The following is a 15,504-nucleotide window of genomic DNA, read 5'->3' on the forward strand; positions in this document are numbered from 1 at the left end:
ACGATTGAGGCATTGAACGCTCAGTCGTTCTAACGACGAAGTGATGCAGGATTATTACGAAAAACATGTGCGATCGCGCTAGAGCTTACGATCGCGCAATATTTTTCGCTTTCTGGCTAATTGGAACACACATGGGCGTTCCTGAGATCGGATCGCTAAAGATCTGGCAGTCTAAATCAAATACCGCCCGTACAATCTCTGCGGTCATCACAGATTCAGGATCTCCGGCTGCAAAAATTCGCCCTGCTTGAACGGCGACGAGGTAATCTGCATACCGACAAGCTTGATTGAGATCATGAAGTACCATCACGATCGTTCTACCTTCGCGCTGATTCAAGTCATACAGCAAATCTAAAATTTCAATCTGATGGGCTAAGTCTAAAAATGTTGTTGGCTCATCTAGCAGCAAAATCTCAGTATCTTGCGCGAGTGCCATTGCAATCCAAGCCCGTTGGCGTTGTCCACCGGAGAGCGTATCTAATGCACGATCGGCAAATTGGGTTAAATCCGTAATCTCTAATGCGCGCTGAACAATCTGTTCATCCTGAGGAGACCACTGTTGCAGCCAATTTTGATACGGATAGCGTCCTTGAGCTACCAGATCTTTGACCGTGAGTCCTTCAGGTGCGATCGGATTTTGCGGCAGTAATCCTAGCTGTTGCGCGACTTCTTTTGTGGGTCGTTGAAAAATTGACTTGCTATCTAAGTACACTGCCCCGCTCACAGGCTTCAACAACCTGGCTAATCCACGTAGAAGCGTGGATTTACCACATCCGTTTGCGCCAATTAAAGCGGTGATCTTGCCAGTAGGAATCGCAAGAGTTAAATCCTGGACAATCACTGTTCCGTCATAAGCAAGAGAAAGATCGCGAGCTATCAGTGTCGCAGGATTTGACATGAGAAAAATTGTCATTAAATTGAACTAAGTCTGATTTAATCAGAATTTTGCTCTTTTGTGAACCCGGTCAATCAGGCAAGCGTTCCGAGCGCCTGATTATAATTTCATCCCTATATACTTGCCATTAATTCTTAGCTATGGCAGCGCGCATGTGTCGAGTATCACAAAAGCTCAAGAATAGAGCCTGTCCTGTTTGACATAGATATATTGTTTGATGTGGGTTGTAAGAGTCTGCGGCAAATTCATCGACTTCATGCTGAATCGTTCTAATTCGCGCTCATCCTCAGCAAGCGAGCAAATTGTGAGTGCGCTTGCTGGGTTAACGTTTCGCGATCGCCATATTCGACAATTTTTCCTTGTTCCAGTATCAAAATCTGATCTACGCGTTGGAGTGTGGGTAAGCGATGCGCAATAATGATTCCTGTCCGATGTTCAAGCAGTCGATCCATTGCTCCTTCAATCATTTTTTCAGTCTGCGGATCTAGCCGAGAAGACGCTTCATCTAGAATTACGAGACTAGGATTCTTCAGAAAAACACGCACTAATGCAAGTAACTGCGCCTGTCCTGCGGATAGACCTGTGCTATCTGCTCCCAATTGAGTGTTTAGCCCATCCGGCAGCGATCGTAACCATGGTGTTAAGCCTAATAATTCAAGCGTTTCTAAAATGTAGGCATCTGAGATTTGATCGTTGAAAAAAGTAAGATTATCTCGTACACTCGCTTGAAATAGCTGAACATCTTGTGTTACTAATCCGACTCGCGATCGCAGGTCTGAAAGTGAGAGATCAGCGATCGCACACTCTCCCAAACGAATCTCACCGGATTGAATGTCATATAGTCTTAGAAGCAACCGAGCGATCGTGCTTTTACCGCTGCCTGTATGCCCTAGTATTCCAAGAATTTGCCCTGCTGGCAGGTGAAACGATAGATTTTGCAATGTCCAGTTTTCAGACTCATATCGAAAGCACACTTGCTCAAAAGAAATCGCACAAGCACCAGAACTTAAAACAGCCTGCCCACAATCATTGAATGCTGCCTCTATGTTGAGCAACTGATGAATCCGCTGAATACTTGCTTCAACCTGTTGGAGTTGCTCAAGTTCTTCTCGAATTCGTTCGATTGGCTTTGCGAGAAGGTTTGTATAGTGAAAAATGAGATAAGCTGTTCCGATCGTAATCGCATTTCTCGACCAAAGATAAGCAGAGAGAAATAGCGCGATCGCATTGCCAATCGTGAATAATCCCACGCTGGTAAACCATAGGACTGTACTAGCAAATCTCGCTTTTTGATAAACCGGAAGCCAGCGTTGCAGCAGTTCATAAAAGCGAAACATCACATAATTCACAGCCCCATTTGCGCGAATGTCTTCTCGTCCAGCAATGTGTTCTCCAATCGTGCCATAGTACTCAGCACTAATTTGGCGATACTCTGCCCAAGGCGCGATCGCGATTGATCTTTGTGCCAATAGCGCAATCAGAGCCACGATCGCAAAAGCCGTCAAGCTCATTCCTGCTAGCTGATTCTCAAAACACAAAACAATGAGAATTCCAAACAGAAGTAGACTGTTACCGAGTACATGAATTACTAGCTCAGAAAAGAATTTAGAAAGTAGATTCACATCCCCATCAATTCTTTCAAGCATTTCTCCGGGCGTGTGTGCTTTGTGAAAAGATAGATCCAATCGCAGACAATGTTCTGCTAAATCCACTCGAAGTGCATTTGTTGCCGTCCATGCGACAATTTCGCTGAGAAAGGTTGCCGCGATCTCAGTGCCTTGCGTGAGAAGCGCGATCGCAATAAACGCGATCGTTGCAGTCAGTAAAGCCTGCTGCGATCCGCCTTGCACAGCAGTATCAATAAAGTAACCCAGAATTTGAGGATTGATGATTTGGAGTGCAATACTGGTGAGCAGTGCGATCGCTAATCCCAAAACGCGCTTCCATTGAGGCGTGAGATAGTCAGCGAGCAGGAGTTTGTATTGTTGAAGAGCATTCTGCATCGTCGCACTAACGGAACAGCCAAAAAGAACACAGCATAGTCTACCGTGTTGAGATCGCGACAGAAAGATGATTTTGACTGCTAACGGGAGTTTTTTGGCTCCTAAACGGATTTTCTAAACAAGATTGAGGAGAACTGCCTTATACGAGTTATGCATTGAGTATGATCGCACTTGGGCTTTGTGTCTATTTCTCCCTCAGATTTTTTCGACTGCAATCGCCGCTACTTTGCAGTCTTTTTCTGACAAACTATTTGATAATAATTTGCATTTAACTCTACACTAACCTGTACAAATTCTGCTGACTGTTTCAAACCTACAGACGTTCACTGCGGTTTAGATTCATGCCTCTGCTCATTTCTGCTGATGATGTACCTCTCATTAGTCCAACGACCCGCGAATTAAGCCTTGACAATCCTGAATGTGGCAGGGTTTACCGATGGGATAGTAATTTATCCGAAGGACTCAATCTGTTAGTAGATGACTATCAACTGGTCGAGGATTTGGTTGTAGAGTATTCCGCCAGCGATCGCAGTGCTGAACCGGAGTTGGAATTGAGTTTTTGCTTACTGGGAACGAATCGGAATGAAGGAATTCGGGCTGGACAAAATTTTTTGAGTATCTCCTGGGATGTCTTTGATGGCAGCATGATGCGGTGGAAAGGGGGCGATCGCATTCTCAAGTTTGACATCCATTTTAGTTTGACATTCTTGCAGCGTTTGGTAGAAGAAGACTTTGGCTTGCTGCCGATCGATTTAGTGCAAGTCTTGCAAGAACCGAGCGATCGCGAGTTTTGGCAGATGGGGAAAACGACTCCTGAAATGCAGACGACACTGCGGCAAATTCTGGATTGTCCGTATCAGGGCGTAACGCGCAAAATGTATTTGGAAGCCAAAGCGATCGAACTGATTGCAATGCGTCTCGCAACACTAGGTGAGCCATTGAAGCCGATCCCCCAAGCTCCCCTCAAATCAGACGAGATTGACCGAATCTATTGGGCAAGAGATATTCTGCTAGAGCAACTGAGTGATCCTCCTTCGCTGCTGGAGTTAGCTCGTCAAGTTGGGCTGAATGACTATAAATTGAAGTCCGGGTTTCGGAATTGTTTTGGTACAACGGTCTTGGGCTATTTGCAAGCGGAGCGGATGAAATTAGCGCGATCGCTGTTGATTGATTCTGCGATGCGGGTGAAGGATGTCGCAGAGGTTCTGGGATATTGCAAAGCAAGTCAGTTTTCAGACGTGTTCAAACGGCATTTTGGCAGCACTCCCAAAGTGTATCAGCAGCAGTGTGGAGTCGTCAGTCTAGCCCGCTGATCCGGATTTGGGTCGAAAATAATCCGAATTTGGGAGTTTTTTGCTTTCGGCATAAACTCCTACTTCGGTATGTTATTGAGAGTGATTCCTGCTAAAACGAGTTCAGGTGCAGCAGCGATCTGACATGTTCTTATGGTGTGAGTTATGAAGTTACAGTTATTGGCGATCGCTGGGTGGAGTGTTGTTTCAATCTTGGCAACACCTCAGTTTGTTCGTGCATCCGAGAAAATCGATCCGAATCCACGTCAACCTGCACAAAGTGTGATGGAGTGGATGGCTCAAATTGAAGCGGCGACGGTGCAGGTGAATGCGGTAAAACTAGAGCGCAGTGAGAATAAACTTGATATTATCCTCGAAACCGCAGAGGGGGAACCGTTTCAAATCGGTGCGATTCGTGCAGAGCGCGATCGCTTAATTGCTGAAATTCCGAATGCAATCTTGGCATTACCAGAAGGACAGAGCTTTCAAGCAGAGAACCCAACAGCAGATATTGCCTTGGTTCAGGTTATCCAAGAGAGTAATCAAATTCGAGTGTTCGTCATCGGTAAGAATGCTCTGCCTCAAACGCTCGTTACTTTGAGAACAGGACAGCAGAGCTATGCCCTGAACGAAGAAGAAGAATCCGAAGAAGAAGAAGTGGTCGTGACCGCCACTCGGACAGAGGAAGGGGTGCAGAATGTTCCGCGATCGGTCACAGTGGTCACTCGTGAACAAATTCAGGCACAGTCCAACGTCAATCGAGATTTGACTTCGATTCTTGGCACCTTAGTTCCGGGCTTAGGGGCAAGCTCCGAAGCTCAGCAAAGCTTTACGCAAACGCTGCGGGGCAGGCAGCCGCTCGTTTTGATTGATGGTGTGCCAATTAGCTCGAACATTGATAACGATACTTCTGTTGCGAACCTTCGCCGGATTGACATTGCCTCAATCGATCGAGTAGAAGTTGTGCGCGGACCTAGCGCAATCTATGGAGATGGCGCAGCCGGTGGTGTAATCAACATTATTACTCGACGCGCGGGTCAGAATCAGATTGTCTCAACTGCGGAAGTCGGGGTACGTTCTGTCGGCAATCTGCGATCGGGGAGTTTTGGCAACCTGCTTCAGTACGGATTTTCTGGACAACAGGGTAAGGTCGATTTTGCAGCTTCGATTACTCGCGATAGTTTTGGGACACCATTTGATGCAGAAGGCGATCGCCCACCAATCTTTGCAGACTCCGAAGCGAATAGTACTTCGGTGAATCTATTTGGAAAATTAGGAGTTCAGATCGATCCACAACAGCGCTTTCAGATTACAGCGAACTACTTCAACGATGCCCAAAGCCAGAATGGAGACTACGATCTGACTGTCGGCGAGATCCCTGGGATTCAGAAGGCGCGGTTTCTAGATAGACCTGTTGAGTTTATTGATTCTACCGATCCATTTAATCGGGGAACCCTCTTTCAATTTGACTATCGCCACGATCGAGTGCTGAATAGTAAATTGCAGGCGCAAGTCTACTATCGAGAAACCAAAACCGCAGCTTCTCTGTTTGATAACCGCGTCTTTGATGCAGATAGTCCATTAGTACTTGGGCGATCGGTGGTCACATCAGAGCGATTTGGCGGACGATTGCAGCTAGAAACGCCATTAGCTTCTAATCTAAGTCTGCTTTGGGGTGCAGACTACTCTAGCGAAGATAGCGAAGGAAATTACGATGTCTTTGATGTCGATGAGTTTGATAGCAGTGGCGGGAGAAGAGCGCGGAGAATTGGCTCAGCGATTCGGATTGCCCCCTTTACGATTAAAAATCTGGGACTCTTTTCTCAACTTCAATGGGATGTGAGCGAAAAGCTTTCTCTCAGCGGTGGCGTGCGCTACGACAATTTTAATGTTTCTGTCGTCGATAATTGGATTGATGGCGAAACTGGATTTGCAGCCCAAGGTGGAGACAAGACGCTCAGTGATGTTGTGTTTAATGCAGGGATTGTCTATAAGCTCACTCCGCAAGTGAGTTTATTTACGAACTTTGCTCAAGGGTTTTCTCTTCCAAATCTGTCCCGAATTTTACAGCAACCCGCAGCAGGGTTTAATTTTGCTGAAGATGTAACGTTATCTGCACCGCAAAAAGTCGATAGCTATGAACTAGGAATTCGCGGTCGGTGGAGGAATGTTCAAGCCTCTCTGGCTGGATTTTATAGCTATTCGAGTTTAGGGACAACCGTCGAATTTACAGATATTGGTGACGAGTTTCGAGTGATTCGTTCTCCTCAGCGCAACTATGGGGTAGAACTCGCGGTGGATTGGCAGCCTAGCGATCGCTGGAAACTGGGTGGCACGTTGACCTGGAGTGAAGGAGAACGCGAAGATCCAGAAACACAGGAATTCCTCGCCATTACAGGATACGAAGTCTCGCCGCTAAAGCTCTCTGCTTATCTTGAGAATGAAACTTTACCCGGCTGGAACAATCGACTTCAGGCAGTCTATATCGGTCGCCGTAACCGCGCCTTTAATGCAGGCATTGATCCAGTTGGGATCGAGAGCTATCTAGTCGTTGATCTGATCAGCAGCCTCAAATTAGGCAATGGAACGCTGAGTTTGGGGGTGAAAAACCTCCTCAACAATCAATATCTCAATATTGGAAATCAACTCAGTGCAGGGTTTGATGATTCTTTTAGGGCTGCTTCTAGAGGACGAGCGTATACGCTAACCTATCGCTGGAGTTGGTAATGCGTCATATTCTGCGATCGCTAGGGTTGTTTTTTCTGGTCACAATCCTGATTGCCTGCCAGCCTCGTGTTGTGCAAAATACACCGCAGTCGGCAATTTCAGCCGATTGTCGCAACGTCGAACATGAGGGTGGTCGGACTCAAATCTGTGGCAAACCTCAGAAGGTCGCCATTCTTGAACCCAAGTTACTAAGTATGGCGTTAGCACTCGGAGTTCAACCGATTGCTTATGCTGATTACTATCTTGTACGATCGCCCCGGTTCGATAATCCGAGCCAGCAAATCCCCTATGCGGGTCAATTTGTGACCAGTCAACCGATCAACCTAGGCAATCGCGATACGCCTTCTCTAGAACTTCTGAAGTTACTCAAACCGGACTTGATTTTGGATGTCAGTTGGCGGAAAAATCCATTGCTGTCAACGATCGCGCCAACCGTTTCGATCGACATCGAAAAGACTTGGCAAAGTAATCTCAAAATCGTCGCTCAAGCGCTCGATCGCGAGAAAAACGTTGAAGCTGTTTTAACTTCCCATCAGCAAGCCCTCGATCGAGTCCGAACTCAATTGTCTTCATTGGTTGAAACTCATCCCAAGGTTTTGAGTGTGATCACCAGTCCGACGATGGATCACATCAGTCTGGATTACGAAGGTAACGCGATCCAGTTGCTACAAGAAATCGGCTTTCAACCTGTGGCTCTCTCCACGATTGATCCCTCATCGGCAGAACGGAGCCAAATTGATTTAGAAACCCTCGCTCAAATTGATGCGGATATCATTTTTGTCAATAGTTGGCTACCTTGGGATGGTCGATCGACCTATAACGTCTCTTTCCAAAATCTCCAGCGCAGGTGGGCAAATCAACCTCTACTCCACGCTTCGCAAGCCTGGAAAGAAAAGCGCATTTACTTCGTAGACTATTACCTCTGGATTGGCACAACAATGCCACCCATCGCTAACTTTCTGATTTTGGAACAACTGCCATCTCTTTTGCTCACCCCGAATCCAAGTCTATGAATTAACGCTCTTTTTCTTCTGCAAAGCCGACAATTTGATTCACTAACGACTTCTCTGTGCGTACTTTTATTATTCTCTGGTTGGGTCAACTTGTCTCAACGATCGGGACTTACATGACCGGATTTGCTCTCGAACTGTGGACTTGGGAACTTACTGGTTCTGCAACTCCTCTCGCTTTGATGGGCTTCTTTTTCCAAGCTCCTCGCATTCTGATTAACTTGGTTTCTGGCGTAATTGTCGATCGCTTTAACCGCAAATCTCTAATGATTCTCGGAGATACGATCGCTGTTCTCTCTAGCATGTTTCTACTTTTACTATCGCTCACTCACACGTTGCAACTGTGGCATCTATATTTCACAACAGTGATCGTGAGTATTTTCAGCCAACTACAAGAACTTTCGTACTCTGCATCCATTAGCTTACTTGTGCCAGTGCAGCAGTATACTCGCGTCAGTAGTATGGGTTCCGCATTACACTATGGTTCCTTGATTATTGCACCCGCGATCGCAGCTAGTCTTTATCCAATCATCGGCATAAATGGCATTTTAGGAATAGATTGCTTCACGTTTTTGATCGCGCTCGCAACATTACTGCCGCGCCGAATTCCCCAACCCGAGCAAGCTGAGACTCCGGTTGATCTTTGGCAGGATCTGAGTGTGGGCTTTCGGCTTCTCTTGAGTCATTCTCCTTTAAGGAATTTACTACTACTGACGTTGCCGTTTGGATTTGTGCATGACTTAGGGGAAAATCTCTATACACCAATGGTGCTAGCGAGAACAAGCGGGAGTGCAGCAGTTTTAGGACAAATTGGGATTTCAGCAGGAATTGGCGGAGTTACAGGTGCGATCGCGGTCACGCTTTGGGGGGGCTTCCGGCAACCGATACGAGGCGTTCTCGTTTCGATGCTAGGCGCAGGATTGAGCAAAATGACTGTCGGGCTAGGGCGATCGGCGCAGGTTTGGCTCCCGGCTCAGTTCTGCTCGTCTAGTAACTTTCCACTGATGGAAAGTTCCGAAACAGCGATTTGGATGACCAATGTGAAACCAGGAGAGCAAGGCAGAGTGTTTGCTGCAAATTCATTGTTAGGGCAGTGTTTATCCGCAATCACGGCACTGATTGCAGGACCACTCGGCGATCAGATTGTCGAACCTGCAATGACTTCTTCAACAGGTCTAGTTCGGTGGATGTTTGGTTCTAGCCCTGGATCAGGATTTGCTTTGATTTACACAAGTTGTTCACTAAGTATGATTGCGATCGCACTTTACGGCTTGAACACCCAGTTCAAGGAAGAAGATACTTGAACAGATCGTCGATCACCGCATTTGCCGCTAAAGGACCGCTGCCAATCCAGTAATCTAGAACCTCATAGACCTTTCCCTGCTGTACGGCATGCAGCTTTGACCAGAGCGGATCAGACAACAGGCGCTGGCGGGTTTTACCAATTTTAGAATCAGTCGGGTCAACAATCACAAAAATTGCATCTCCATCGGCTGCATCAAATTGTTCGTTAGAAATTCCGTATTGGATGGGACTGATCCCGCCTTTACGCTGTGTTGCTTCTGTATCAATATCCTGTGAGGCAGGACGAGCGAGGGCTGCGTCTTTGAGAATGCTGCCATTAAAGCCTGAAGTCGTATAGACCGTAATCATTTCAGGATAGAGGTAGACGATCGAGACTTTAGGCGGTTGCGCGTGATCGCCCATTTTCGCTTTGAATTCTGCTAAACGCTGATAGTAGTTCGCCATGACTTGTTCAGCTTGCTGCGATCGCCCCAACGTTCTAGCAACGAAGGTGAACATATCTTTCCACTCACCGCTATGGTTGAATTTGGTTAATACTGTTGGTGCAATCTGAGAAGCTTGGCGGTAAATGGAAGATTGGTAATCATACCCCAGAATTAAATCAGGTTTCAACGCCAAAATCTTTTCTAGATTCGGTTCACCATTGCTTCCTACACTGAGAATTGAGCCTGCTTGTCGTTTGAGCTGAGGGGATGTTAAATCAACATCGACAGTAGCAATCGGTTGAATCCCTAACGCGATCGCACTCTCCAAACTCAGCGAACCGAGCGTAATCACTCGCTGAGGATGGAGCGGGACACAGGTTTCCCCTGCACTATGTTGGATTAGACGGCACTCTGATGCAGGTTGAGAAGCCGCCAAGGAGCCGCGAGCCTGTGACTGTATCGCAAAGCGATCGGAATTGCAAGCTACAGCTAATACGCTTATAACTAACCCCAAGCATAAGTAAAAGATACAGTTACCCTGAGGAAAATGCTTCGCAACGCGGTTCATCCAATTCTCCTAGAATACAACAGACAATGAGCCTGTGACTGTGAACGGCTCGCCAACATACACACCTAGACGACTCTCATCTGAACCTGTGAAGTATTTTGTGTTGAACAAGTTGCGGAAGTTAATTGCCGCACGCCATTTATCTTGGTTGTAGAAGATAGCAGCATCTGTGCGAACATAGCTTGGAATTTCGTAAGTATTCGACAAATCACCAAAGCGATCGCCCACAAAATTCATCCCAAAACCAACCCCTAATCCCTTCAAACTGCCGCGCTGAAGTTCATAGGTCGTCCATAAATTCGCTGCATTTCTGGGCGTATTGTCCAAGCGTTTATCCTGGAAGCCTGACTCGTCCTCGCTCACAAACGCATTAGTATGCGCGTAGGAAGCAATCACCTTCCAGCCTGGGACAATCTCCCCAACTAGGTCAAATTCAATTCCTCGGCTGCGCTGTTCCCCAGTCTGTAGCTGGTCGTTCGGATCGCTAGAGGTGGGATCATCGGTAGTCACATTTTTCTTACGCAAATCATAAAATGCTAAGGTCGCTGTCAAATTACGAGCTAAATCAGCTTTGATGCCAGCTTCTAACTGTTGACCTATTTCCGGTTTAAATGGAGAGCCGTCCCCATTGCGATTTGTTCCAGAGTTTGCTTTGAATGCAGTCGTGTAAGAGGCATAGAGTGAAATCGCTGGAACCGGTTGATAGACGATCCCAAATCGAGGACTCAATCGACTGTCACGCTGCTCAAACTCTTGTCTTGGTTCTCCAAAGCCTTCGGTACTTCGGTTTTGAGTGTAGCTATCATAGCGCCCACCGATGAGCAGTTTCAAATTAGAAGCAAGTTCAACTTGATCTTGGACATAAATCCCTAGTTTGTTGATTGTGTCATCGCGGAAGAAGTTATAAAGTTCCTCTTTGGGATATTCCACACCATCGTAGGTGGGAGCAAAAATATTGATTGTGCGGTAAGGATCACCGATCGCGAATTTTGGTTTATCCCTCTGTCGTCCGTAGTCTACGCCAACAAGCAGTTGATGATTGACTGAACCTGTCGAAAACCTAGCAATCAAATCCGTCTGAGTCGTGATTGTCTGATATTCCCCTGCAGCAAAATAGGTTGCAAGTTCTAGATCACCCGTTGCTTCATCGAATGAATTGCGGAGCGGAAAATATCGCTCTGGATTGACCCATTGAGCACGAAATGCGTTTCTTAAAGTCAATTGTTCATTAAACTGGTGGGTCAGCAAGTAGCCAACACTAAAATCATTGACACTAAACTCCTGAAAAGGTTCGCCCAGAAATCGACTGCGTGGTAAATCTGTGATCCCAGTCCCGATCGCTAAAAAGCCATCATCCGCAGTGCGACGTTCATTCCGATAGGTTGCGTTCAGCGTTAGCGTTGTGTTTTTCCCGAATGCTAACTGTACGACAGGAGAGAGAAACACCCCTTCACTCGACACAAAATCACGGAAGCTTCCTGCATCTTTGTAATAGCCATTGAATCGGTAAAGAGCTGTTTTGTCTGAGTTTAGCGCACCCGAAAAATCAGCCCCAACTCGAACAGCGCGATAGCTCCCTGCTGATCCCTCTAGCGAATAGTAGGGATTGCGGAGGGGTTGCTTGGAAACGAGATTGATGATTCCGCCCGGTTCTGCTTCTCCAAACAAGATTGAAGCCGGACCTTTCAACACTTCGACGCGCTCTAAATCAGCCGTTTCTAAAGCACCAAAGGTAAAGTATCGAATTCCATCTCGAAAGTAATTACCATCAAAAGCCGAAACTCTAAATCCTCGAATCTTTAAACTATTTTCAAACCCCTGATAAAGCCCTAAATTATTGACCCCACTCACGTTTTGAACTGCATTTCCTAAAGAGTTGCTCGTTGCATTTAACCCCTGATCTCTCAGGATTTCTTGCGGAATGACCTGAATCGATTGCGGAATATCGCGAATTGGGGTGTCTGTTTTAGTCGCAGTTGACGCATTCGGAGCGCGATAGCCGCTCGGCTGCTGATCTCCTGTAATCACGATTTCTTCTTCTAGCTCTTGTTCAGACTCTGGTTGCTGTGCTTGAATCTGTGATCGCCATTCCTGAACTGTAGTGGCAGGTTTCTGCCATTCCGATAACGTTTTAACCTCTGGCTCGACTGCAATTCCAGGAGTTGCGAGTAGAACTATACTTCCAGCCAAAAGAATTGATCGATAGTTTGCCATAACTCTGCCACCACACAATATTGATAGCCATTAACTAAGAACGATTCTCAACAGCATATCGGACGATCGGGGTTGTTTTGTAACCCTGATGAATGGTGAACGGAGTTTTTTTGAATGGTGGACGGAGTTTAGCTAGCACTGCATCGGTTCATGATGGATTGCCGATAGTCTCTAGGATTTACGCCAAATTTTTTGCGAAACGCGATCGCGAAATGGCTGCGATTGCTCAGTCCAACTGCTTTTGCTGCTTCTGTAATACTGAGATCGCCTGACTCTAGTAACTGGCGAGATCGCTCCATTCGATAGTCTTGCAAATAGCCAAAGACCGTCGTCCCAAACACCTGCCGAAAGCCGACTTTCAGCTTACAGTCATTGATCCCAACTAGCCGAGCTAACTCAATCAGCGAAGGCGGATTCTCTAATCGAGCAATGAGTAGTTCTTTGGCATAGTGAATTTGCTCAATGTCGGCTGATTTTAACAACTTAGTCTCGCGCTCTGGACTAATCTCGACTGTCTGAGCAAGGTGCAACGCAATGAGTTCCCACACCTTGCCCTCTAAATACATCTGCTGAGTCAATCCCTGAAACGGACACTGCAAAATCTGCTGAAGGGTAGACTGCATCGCGGCTGTCGTCCGGCTGATTTGGCTGTAGTAAGGTTGTTCGATCGGTCTCAACCAATTTCTAATTTCGTCTGGAGTCTGCTTGGGCAGTCCCGACATCCGCTGGCAAAAAACAGAAGGATCAATGTGAATCATTACCTTCAGATTGCGTTGCTTTGCTTGAATATCTAGCACTTCACCTGGAGCCATGCCGCTTCCACAAAAGAGGTACTGTCCCGCATTCGCACAGTCTAAATTCGATGCTGCGGTTCCAATCAGCGTATAGTTGAGTTCTAAAGGATGCTCGCGATCGCAAGTGATGATTCTCAAGTCTTCGTGGAAGCAGTCTTCTGCGATCGCGAGTTCAACGCCATCGCGAACCTGAATTTCTCGATAATATCCCTCTCCAACAGCACTACAGTACTGCCAAGTCCGATCTATCTCTCGCGATTGAGACGCTTCTAAGTCATCAGTCTGGGAGATTTCAGGACAGATAAGTTCCCAATAGTCTTGCTGTGAAAGGGTAACAGTCATAAGCTGCAATTCGCGATCGCAAAATTTGAAGGCATCTTACCACAAATGCAACTTATTCTCAATTGCTATTCTAGAACTTGAGCGGCTTCCCGGAGGCCAGATGAATTGTCATTGTGCTTGCCTAATTTAGAGGGGCTTGGTATAGACTGAGGGCAAATCTGCAAAGGTTCCCTCTAATTCGATCCTGCTCTCGTGGAGTAAAATAATGCGATCGGCACGTTCCATCACTGAGCGGCGATGAGATACAACCAGAATAGTAGGGTTCCACGTTGGTGAACTGAGCTGAAATAGCTTTAACCAAAGTTTTTGTTCCGTTTCTACATCTAGAGCACTGGATAGATCATCAAAGACAAGTAACTCAGGTTGCCGAATCAGCATTCTCGCCGCAGCAACGCGCTGAATCTGTCCCCCAGACAGCCGCATTCCTCTAGAGCCAATTTGGGTATCGAGTCCATCGGGCATCATTGCTAAATCTCGATCGAACATCGCAAGCGCGATCGCGGCTAACACTTCTGTATCATCTTTCTGTAGCCCCAGCAAAATATTCTCTCGTAAGCTGGTGCTAAAGAGTTGCGGCACTTGGGAGGTGTAAGCACTGCGAGGCGGGACAAAAAACTGAGCCGGATCAGAGATCGTCTGACCATTCCACAAAATCTCCCCTGATTGCATCGGTAACAATCCCAATAGCACCTGCAATAGCGTTGTCTTGCCCGACCCAATCGATCCCGTGATCACTGTAAAACTGCCGCGTTGAAGCTCCAAAGAGATGTTAGTAATACCCACCTTGCTATTCGGATAGTGATAGCTCAAATTGCTCGCTCGTAGTGCTTCCAAGCGATCGCAGGTTTCGTCCTGACGAGGAACAGGTAACTGGGATTTTCGTCCGGTCAGCGTTGGCAGATAGAGAGGATAAGGCTCGACGAGCGTCTGAGCCTCTGCATTGACTAAAGCTTGCATCCGTTCAAACGACACTTCGCTTTGTTTTGAGAGCGCCACAAATCCGCCTAAAAACCCTAGAAAATAAGTGACGTAGGCTAAGTAGTAGACAAATAGCGCAAAGTCCCCAACGCTGAGTGTTTGGCTACTCCGCATCGACTGGGCAGCAAAGAATAAAATCGCACCTGTGCCTAAACTAATGAGATTATCAAAACTAGAATCTAAGATCGCCGTAAGCAGTTGATCTTTGACGATCGATTGTCGGCGCTGATCGCAGAGTTGCCGAAAGTGAGCCAACACACTTTTTTCGGCTCCAGCTACCTGAATCGCTTGCACTGCGGTAAACATCTCACCAACCATGCCTGTCACTTGTTGGGTTGCCTGACGACTGGCGCGGCGATAGCGTTTTATGCGATCGCTGACCCGATGTAGAATCACAGCAATCAACACCAAAGGCAGAAAGACAAATAGCGTAATGGTTGCATTCACACTTAAGAGCAACAGCAAGGCACCGATCGCAAAAACTCCTTCCCCTAAAACCTCATTCGTGCCCACCACATTATCTTCAATCTGACTAGCATCCTCCCGAAAGAAGCTCATCACTTCCCCCGGTGAAATTGTTTCCGCCCGAGCCATCGTTAAACTCTCAGCACCCGGACGTTCTAGCAATTTCGTGAGAAGATTGTGCTGGATCAGACTGTTCATCGTGAAGCGATGTTGCGTTTTGGTGATGCGTCCGAGAATGATCGCAACAATTTGCGCAACCCCGATTGCTAAAAATAGCGCAATCCAACCTTGAGCAGAAAACACCGAAGGAGATTGCTGGGTGAGTTGATTAAAAAACTCTCGAATGACGAGTCCCGGCAGCACGGGGAGTCCTGCAATGCAGAGCCAGAGCAAAGTGTCAGTCCAGTACAGCCTTGGAGCATAGCGGATCAGTTTCCAGAGGAGCAACCCAATAGATGCGCGACGAAGTGTTGTCATGAATTTCCT

10 protein-coding genes are annotated in these 15,504 nt (G+C 46.8%); 4 read left to right on the top strand and 6 right to left on the bottom strand.

Annotation, left to right across the window (positions count from 1 at the left end; genetic code table 11):
* Positions 1 to 85: 85 nt before the first annotated feature.
* Positions 86 to 898 (bottom strand): ABC transporter ATP-binding protein, encoded by an 813-nt coding sequence (locus ACMUEV_RS25945; RefSeq protein ID WP_242044626.1) that lies wholly within the window; start codon positions 896 to 898, stop codon positions 86 to 88.
* 266 nt (positions 899 to 1,164) lie between these two features.
* Entirely contained in the window at positions 1,165 to 2,898 is a 1,734-nt protein-coding gene (locus tag ACMUEV_RS25950) for an ABC transporter ATP-binding protein (protein ID WP_190652411.1), read from the bottom strand.
* Positions 2,899 to 3,239: 341 nt separating this feature from the next.
* On the opposite strand from ACMUEV_RS25950, the gene ACMUEV_RS25955 reads away from it, so the two are divergent.
* From ACMUEV_RS25955 to ACMUEV_RS25970, 4 genes are all read left to right on the top strand, one after another.
* Positions 3,240 to 4,211: a helix-turn-helix transcriptional regulator gene (locus ACMUEV_RS25955; RefSeq protein WP_190652412.1), complete on the top strand. Its 972-nt coding sequence runs from the start codon at positions 3,240 to 3,242 to the stop codon at positions 4,209 to 4,211.
* Between the two features lie 144 nt (positions 4,212 to 4,355).
* On the top strand, positions 4,356 to 6,917 hold the full coding sequence (locus tag ACMUEV_RS25960) for a TonB-dependent receptor domain-containing protein (RefSeq protein WP_190652413.1): 2,562 nt from the start codon (positions 4,356 to 4,358) through the stop codon (positions 6,915 to 6,917).
* Positions 6,917 to 7,930, top strand: coding sequence for an iron-siderophore ABC transporter substrate-binding protein (locus tag ACMUEV_RS25965; RefSeq protein ID WP_190652414.1), 1,014 nt, complete (start codon positions 6,917 to 6,919; stop codon positions 7,928 to 7,930). Before ACMUEV_RS25960 ends, ACMUEV_RS25965 begins: the two co-directional genes overlap by 1 nt.
* A 56-nt stretch (positions 7,931 to 7,986) precedes the next feature.
* Complete coding sequence (locus ACMUEV_RS25970; protein ID WP_190652415.1) at positions 7,987 to 9,231, top strand: MFS transporter; 1,245 nt, start codon at positions 7,987 to 7,989, stop codon at positions 9,229 to 9,231.
* Here ACMUEV_RS25970 and ACMUEV_RS25975 read toward each other — a convergent pair.
* From ACMUEV_RS25975 to ACMUEV_RS25990, 4 genes are all read right to left on the bottom strand, one after another.
* On the bottom strand, positions 9,212 to 10,225 hold the full coding sequence (locus ACMUEV_RS25975; RefSeq protein ID WP_190652416.1) for an iron-siderophore ABC transporter substrate-binding protein: 1,014 nt from the start codon (positions 10,223 to 10,225) through the stop codon (positions 9,212 to 9,214). The genes ACMUEV_RS25970 and ACMUEV_RS25975 overlap by 20 nt on opposite strands.
* A 9-nt stretch (positions 10,226 to 10,234) precedes the next feature.
* Positions 10,235 to 12,439 carry a TonB-dependent siderophore receptor gene (locus ACMUEV_RS25980; protein WP_190652417.1) on the bottom strand — a complete coding sequence of 735 codons (2,205 nt, stop codon included), beginning with the start codon at positions 12,437 to 12,439 and terminating at the stop codon, positions 10,235 to 10,237.
* Positions 12,440 to 12,567: 128 nt separating this feature from the next.
* Entirely contained in the window at positions 12,568 to 13,575 is a 1,008-nt protein-coding gene (locus tag ACMUEV_RS25985) for an AraC family transcriptional regulator (RefSeq protein ID WP_190652418.1), read from the bottom strand.
* Positions 13,576 to 13,701: 126 nt separating this feature from the next.
* Positions 13,702 to 15,495, bottom strand: coding sequence for an ABC transporter ATP-binding protein (locus ACMUEV_RS25990; RefSeq protein WP_190652419.1), 1,794 nt, complete (start codon positions 15,493 to 15,495; stop codon positions 13,702 to 13,704).
* Between the last annotated feature and the right edge of the window lie 9 nt (positions 15,496 to 15,504).

Source organism: Leptolyngbya sp. FACHB-1624, from assembly GCF_047649235.1.
Classification (GTDB): Bacteria; Cyanobacteriota; Cyanobacteriia; order Leptolyngbyales; family Leptolyngbyaceae; genus Leptolyngbya; species Leptolyngbya boryana.

Excerpts from the sequence above, each read along its gene's own strand:
- ACMUEV_RS25945 (WP_242044626.1), bottom strand. The coding sequence starts at position 898 with ATGTCAAATCCTGCGACACTGATAGCTCGCGATCTTTCTCTTGCTTAT.
- ACMUEV_RS25950 (WP_190652411.1), bottom strand. The coding sequence starts at position 2,898 with ATGCAGAATGCTCTTCAACAATACAAACTCCTGCTCGCTGACTATCTC.
- ACMUEV_RS25955 (WP_190652412.1), top strand. The coding sequence starts at position 3,240 with ATGCCTCTGCTCATTTCTGCTGATGATGTACCTCTCATTAGTCCAACG.
- ACMUEV_RS25960 (WP_190652413.1), top strand. The coding sequence starts at position 4,356 with ATGAAGTTACAGTTATTGGCGATCGCTGGGTGGAGTGTTGTTTCAATC.
- ACMUEV_RS25965 (WP_190652414.1), top strand. The coding sequence starts at position 6,917 with ATGCGTCATATTCTGCGATCGCTAGGGTTGTTTTTTCTGGTCACAATC.
- ACMUEV_RS25975 (WP_190652416.1), bottom strand. The coding sequence starts at position 10,225 with ATGAACCGCGTTGCGAAGCATTTTCCTCAGGGTAACTGTATCTTTTAC.
- ACMUEV_RS25980 (WP_190652417.1), bottom strand. The coding sequence starts at position 12,439 with ATGGCAAACTATCGATCAATTCTTTTGGCTGGAAGTATAGTTCTACTC.
- ACMUEV_RS25985 (WP_190652418.1), bottom strand. The coding sequence starts at position 13,575 with ATGACTGTTACCCTTTCACAGCAAGACTATTGGGAACTTATCTGTCCT.
- ACMUEV_RS25990 (WP_190652419.1), bottom strand. The coding sequence starts at position 15,495 with ATGACAACACTTCGTCGCGCATCTATTGGGTTGCTCCTCTGGAAACTG.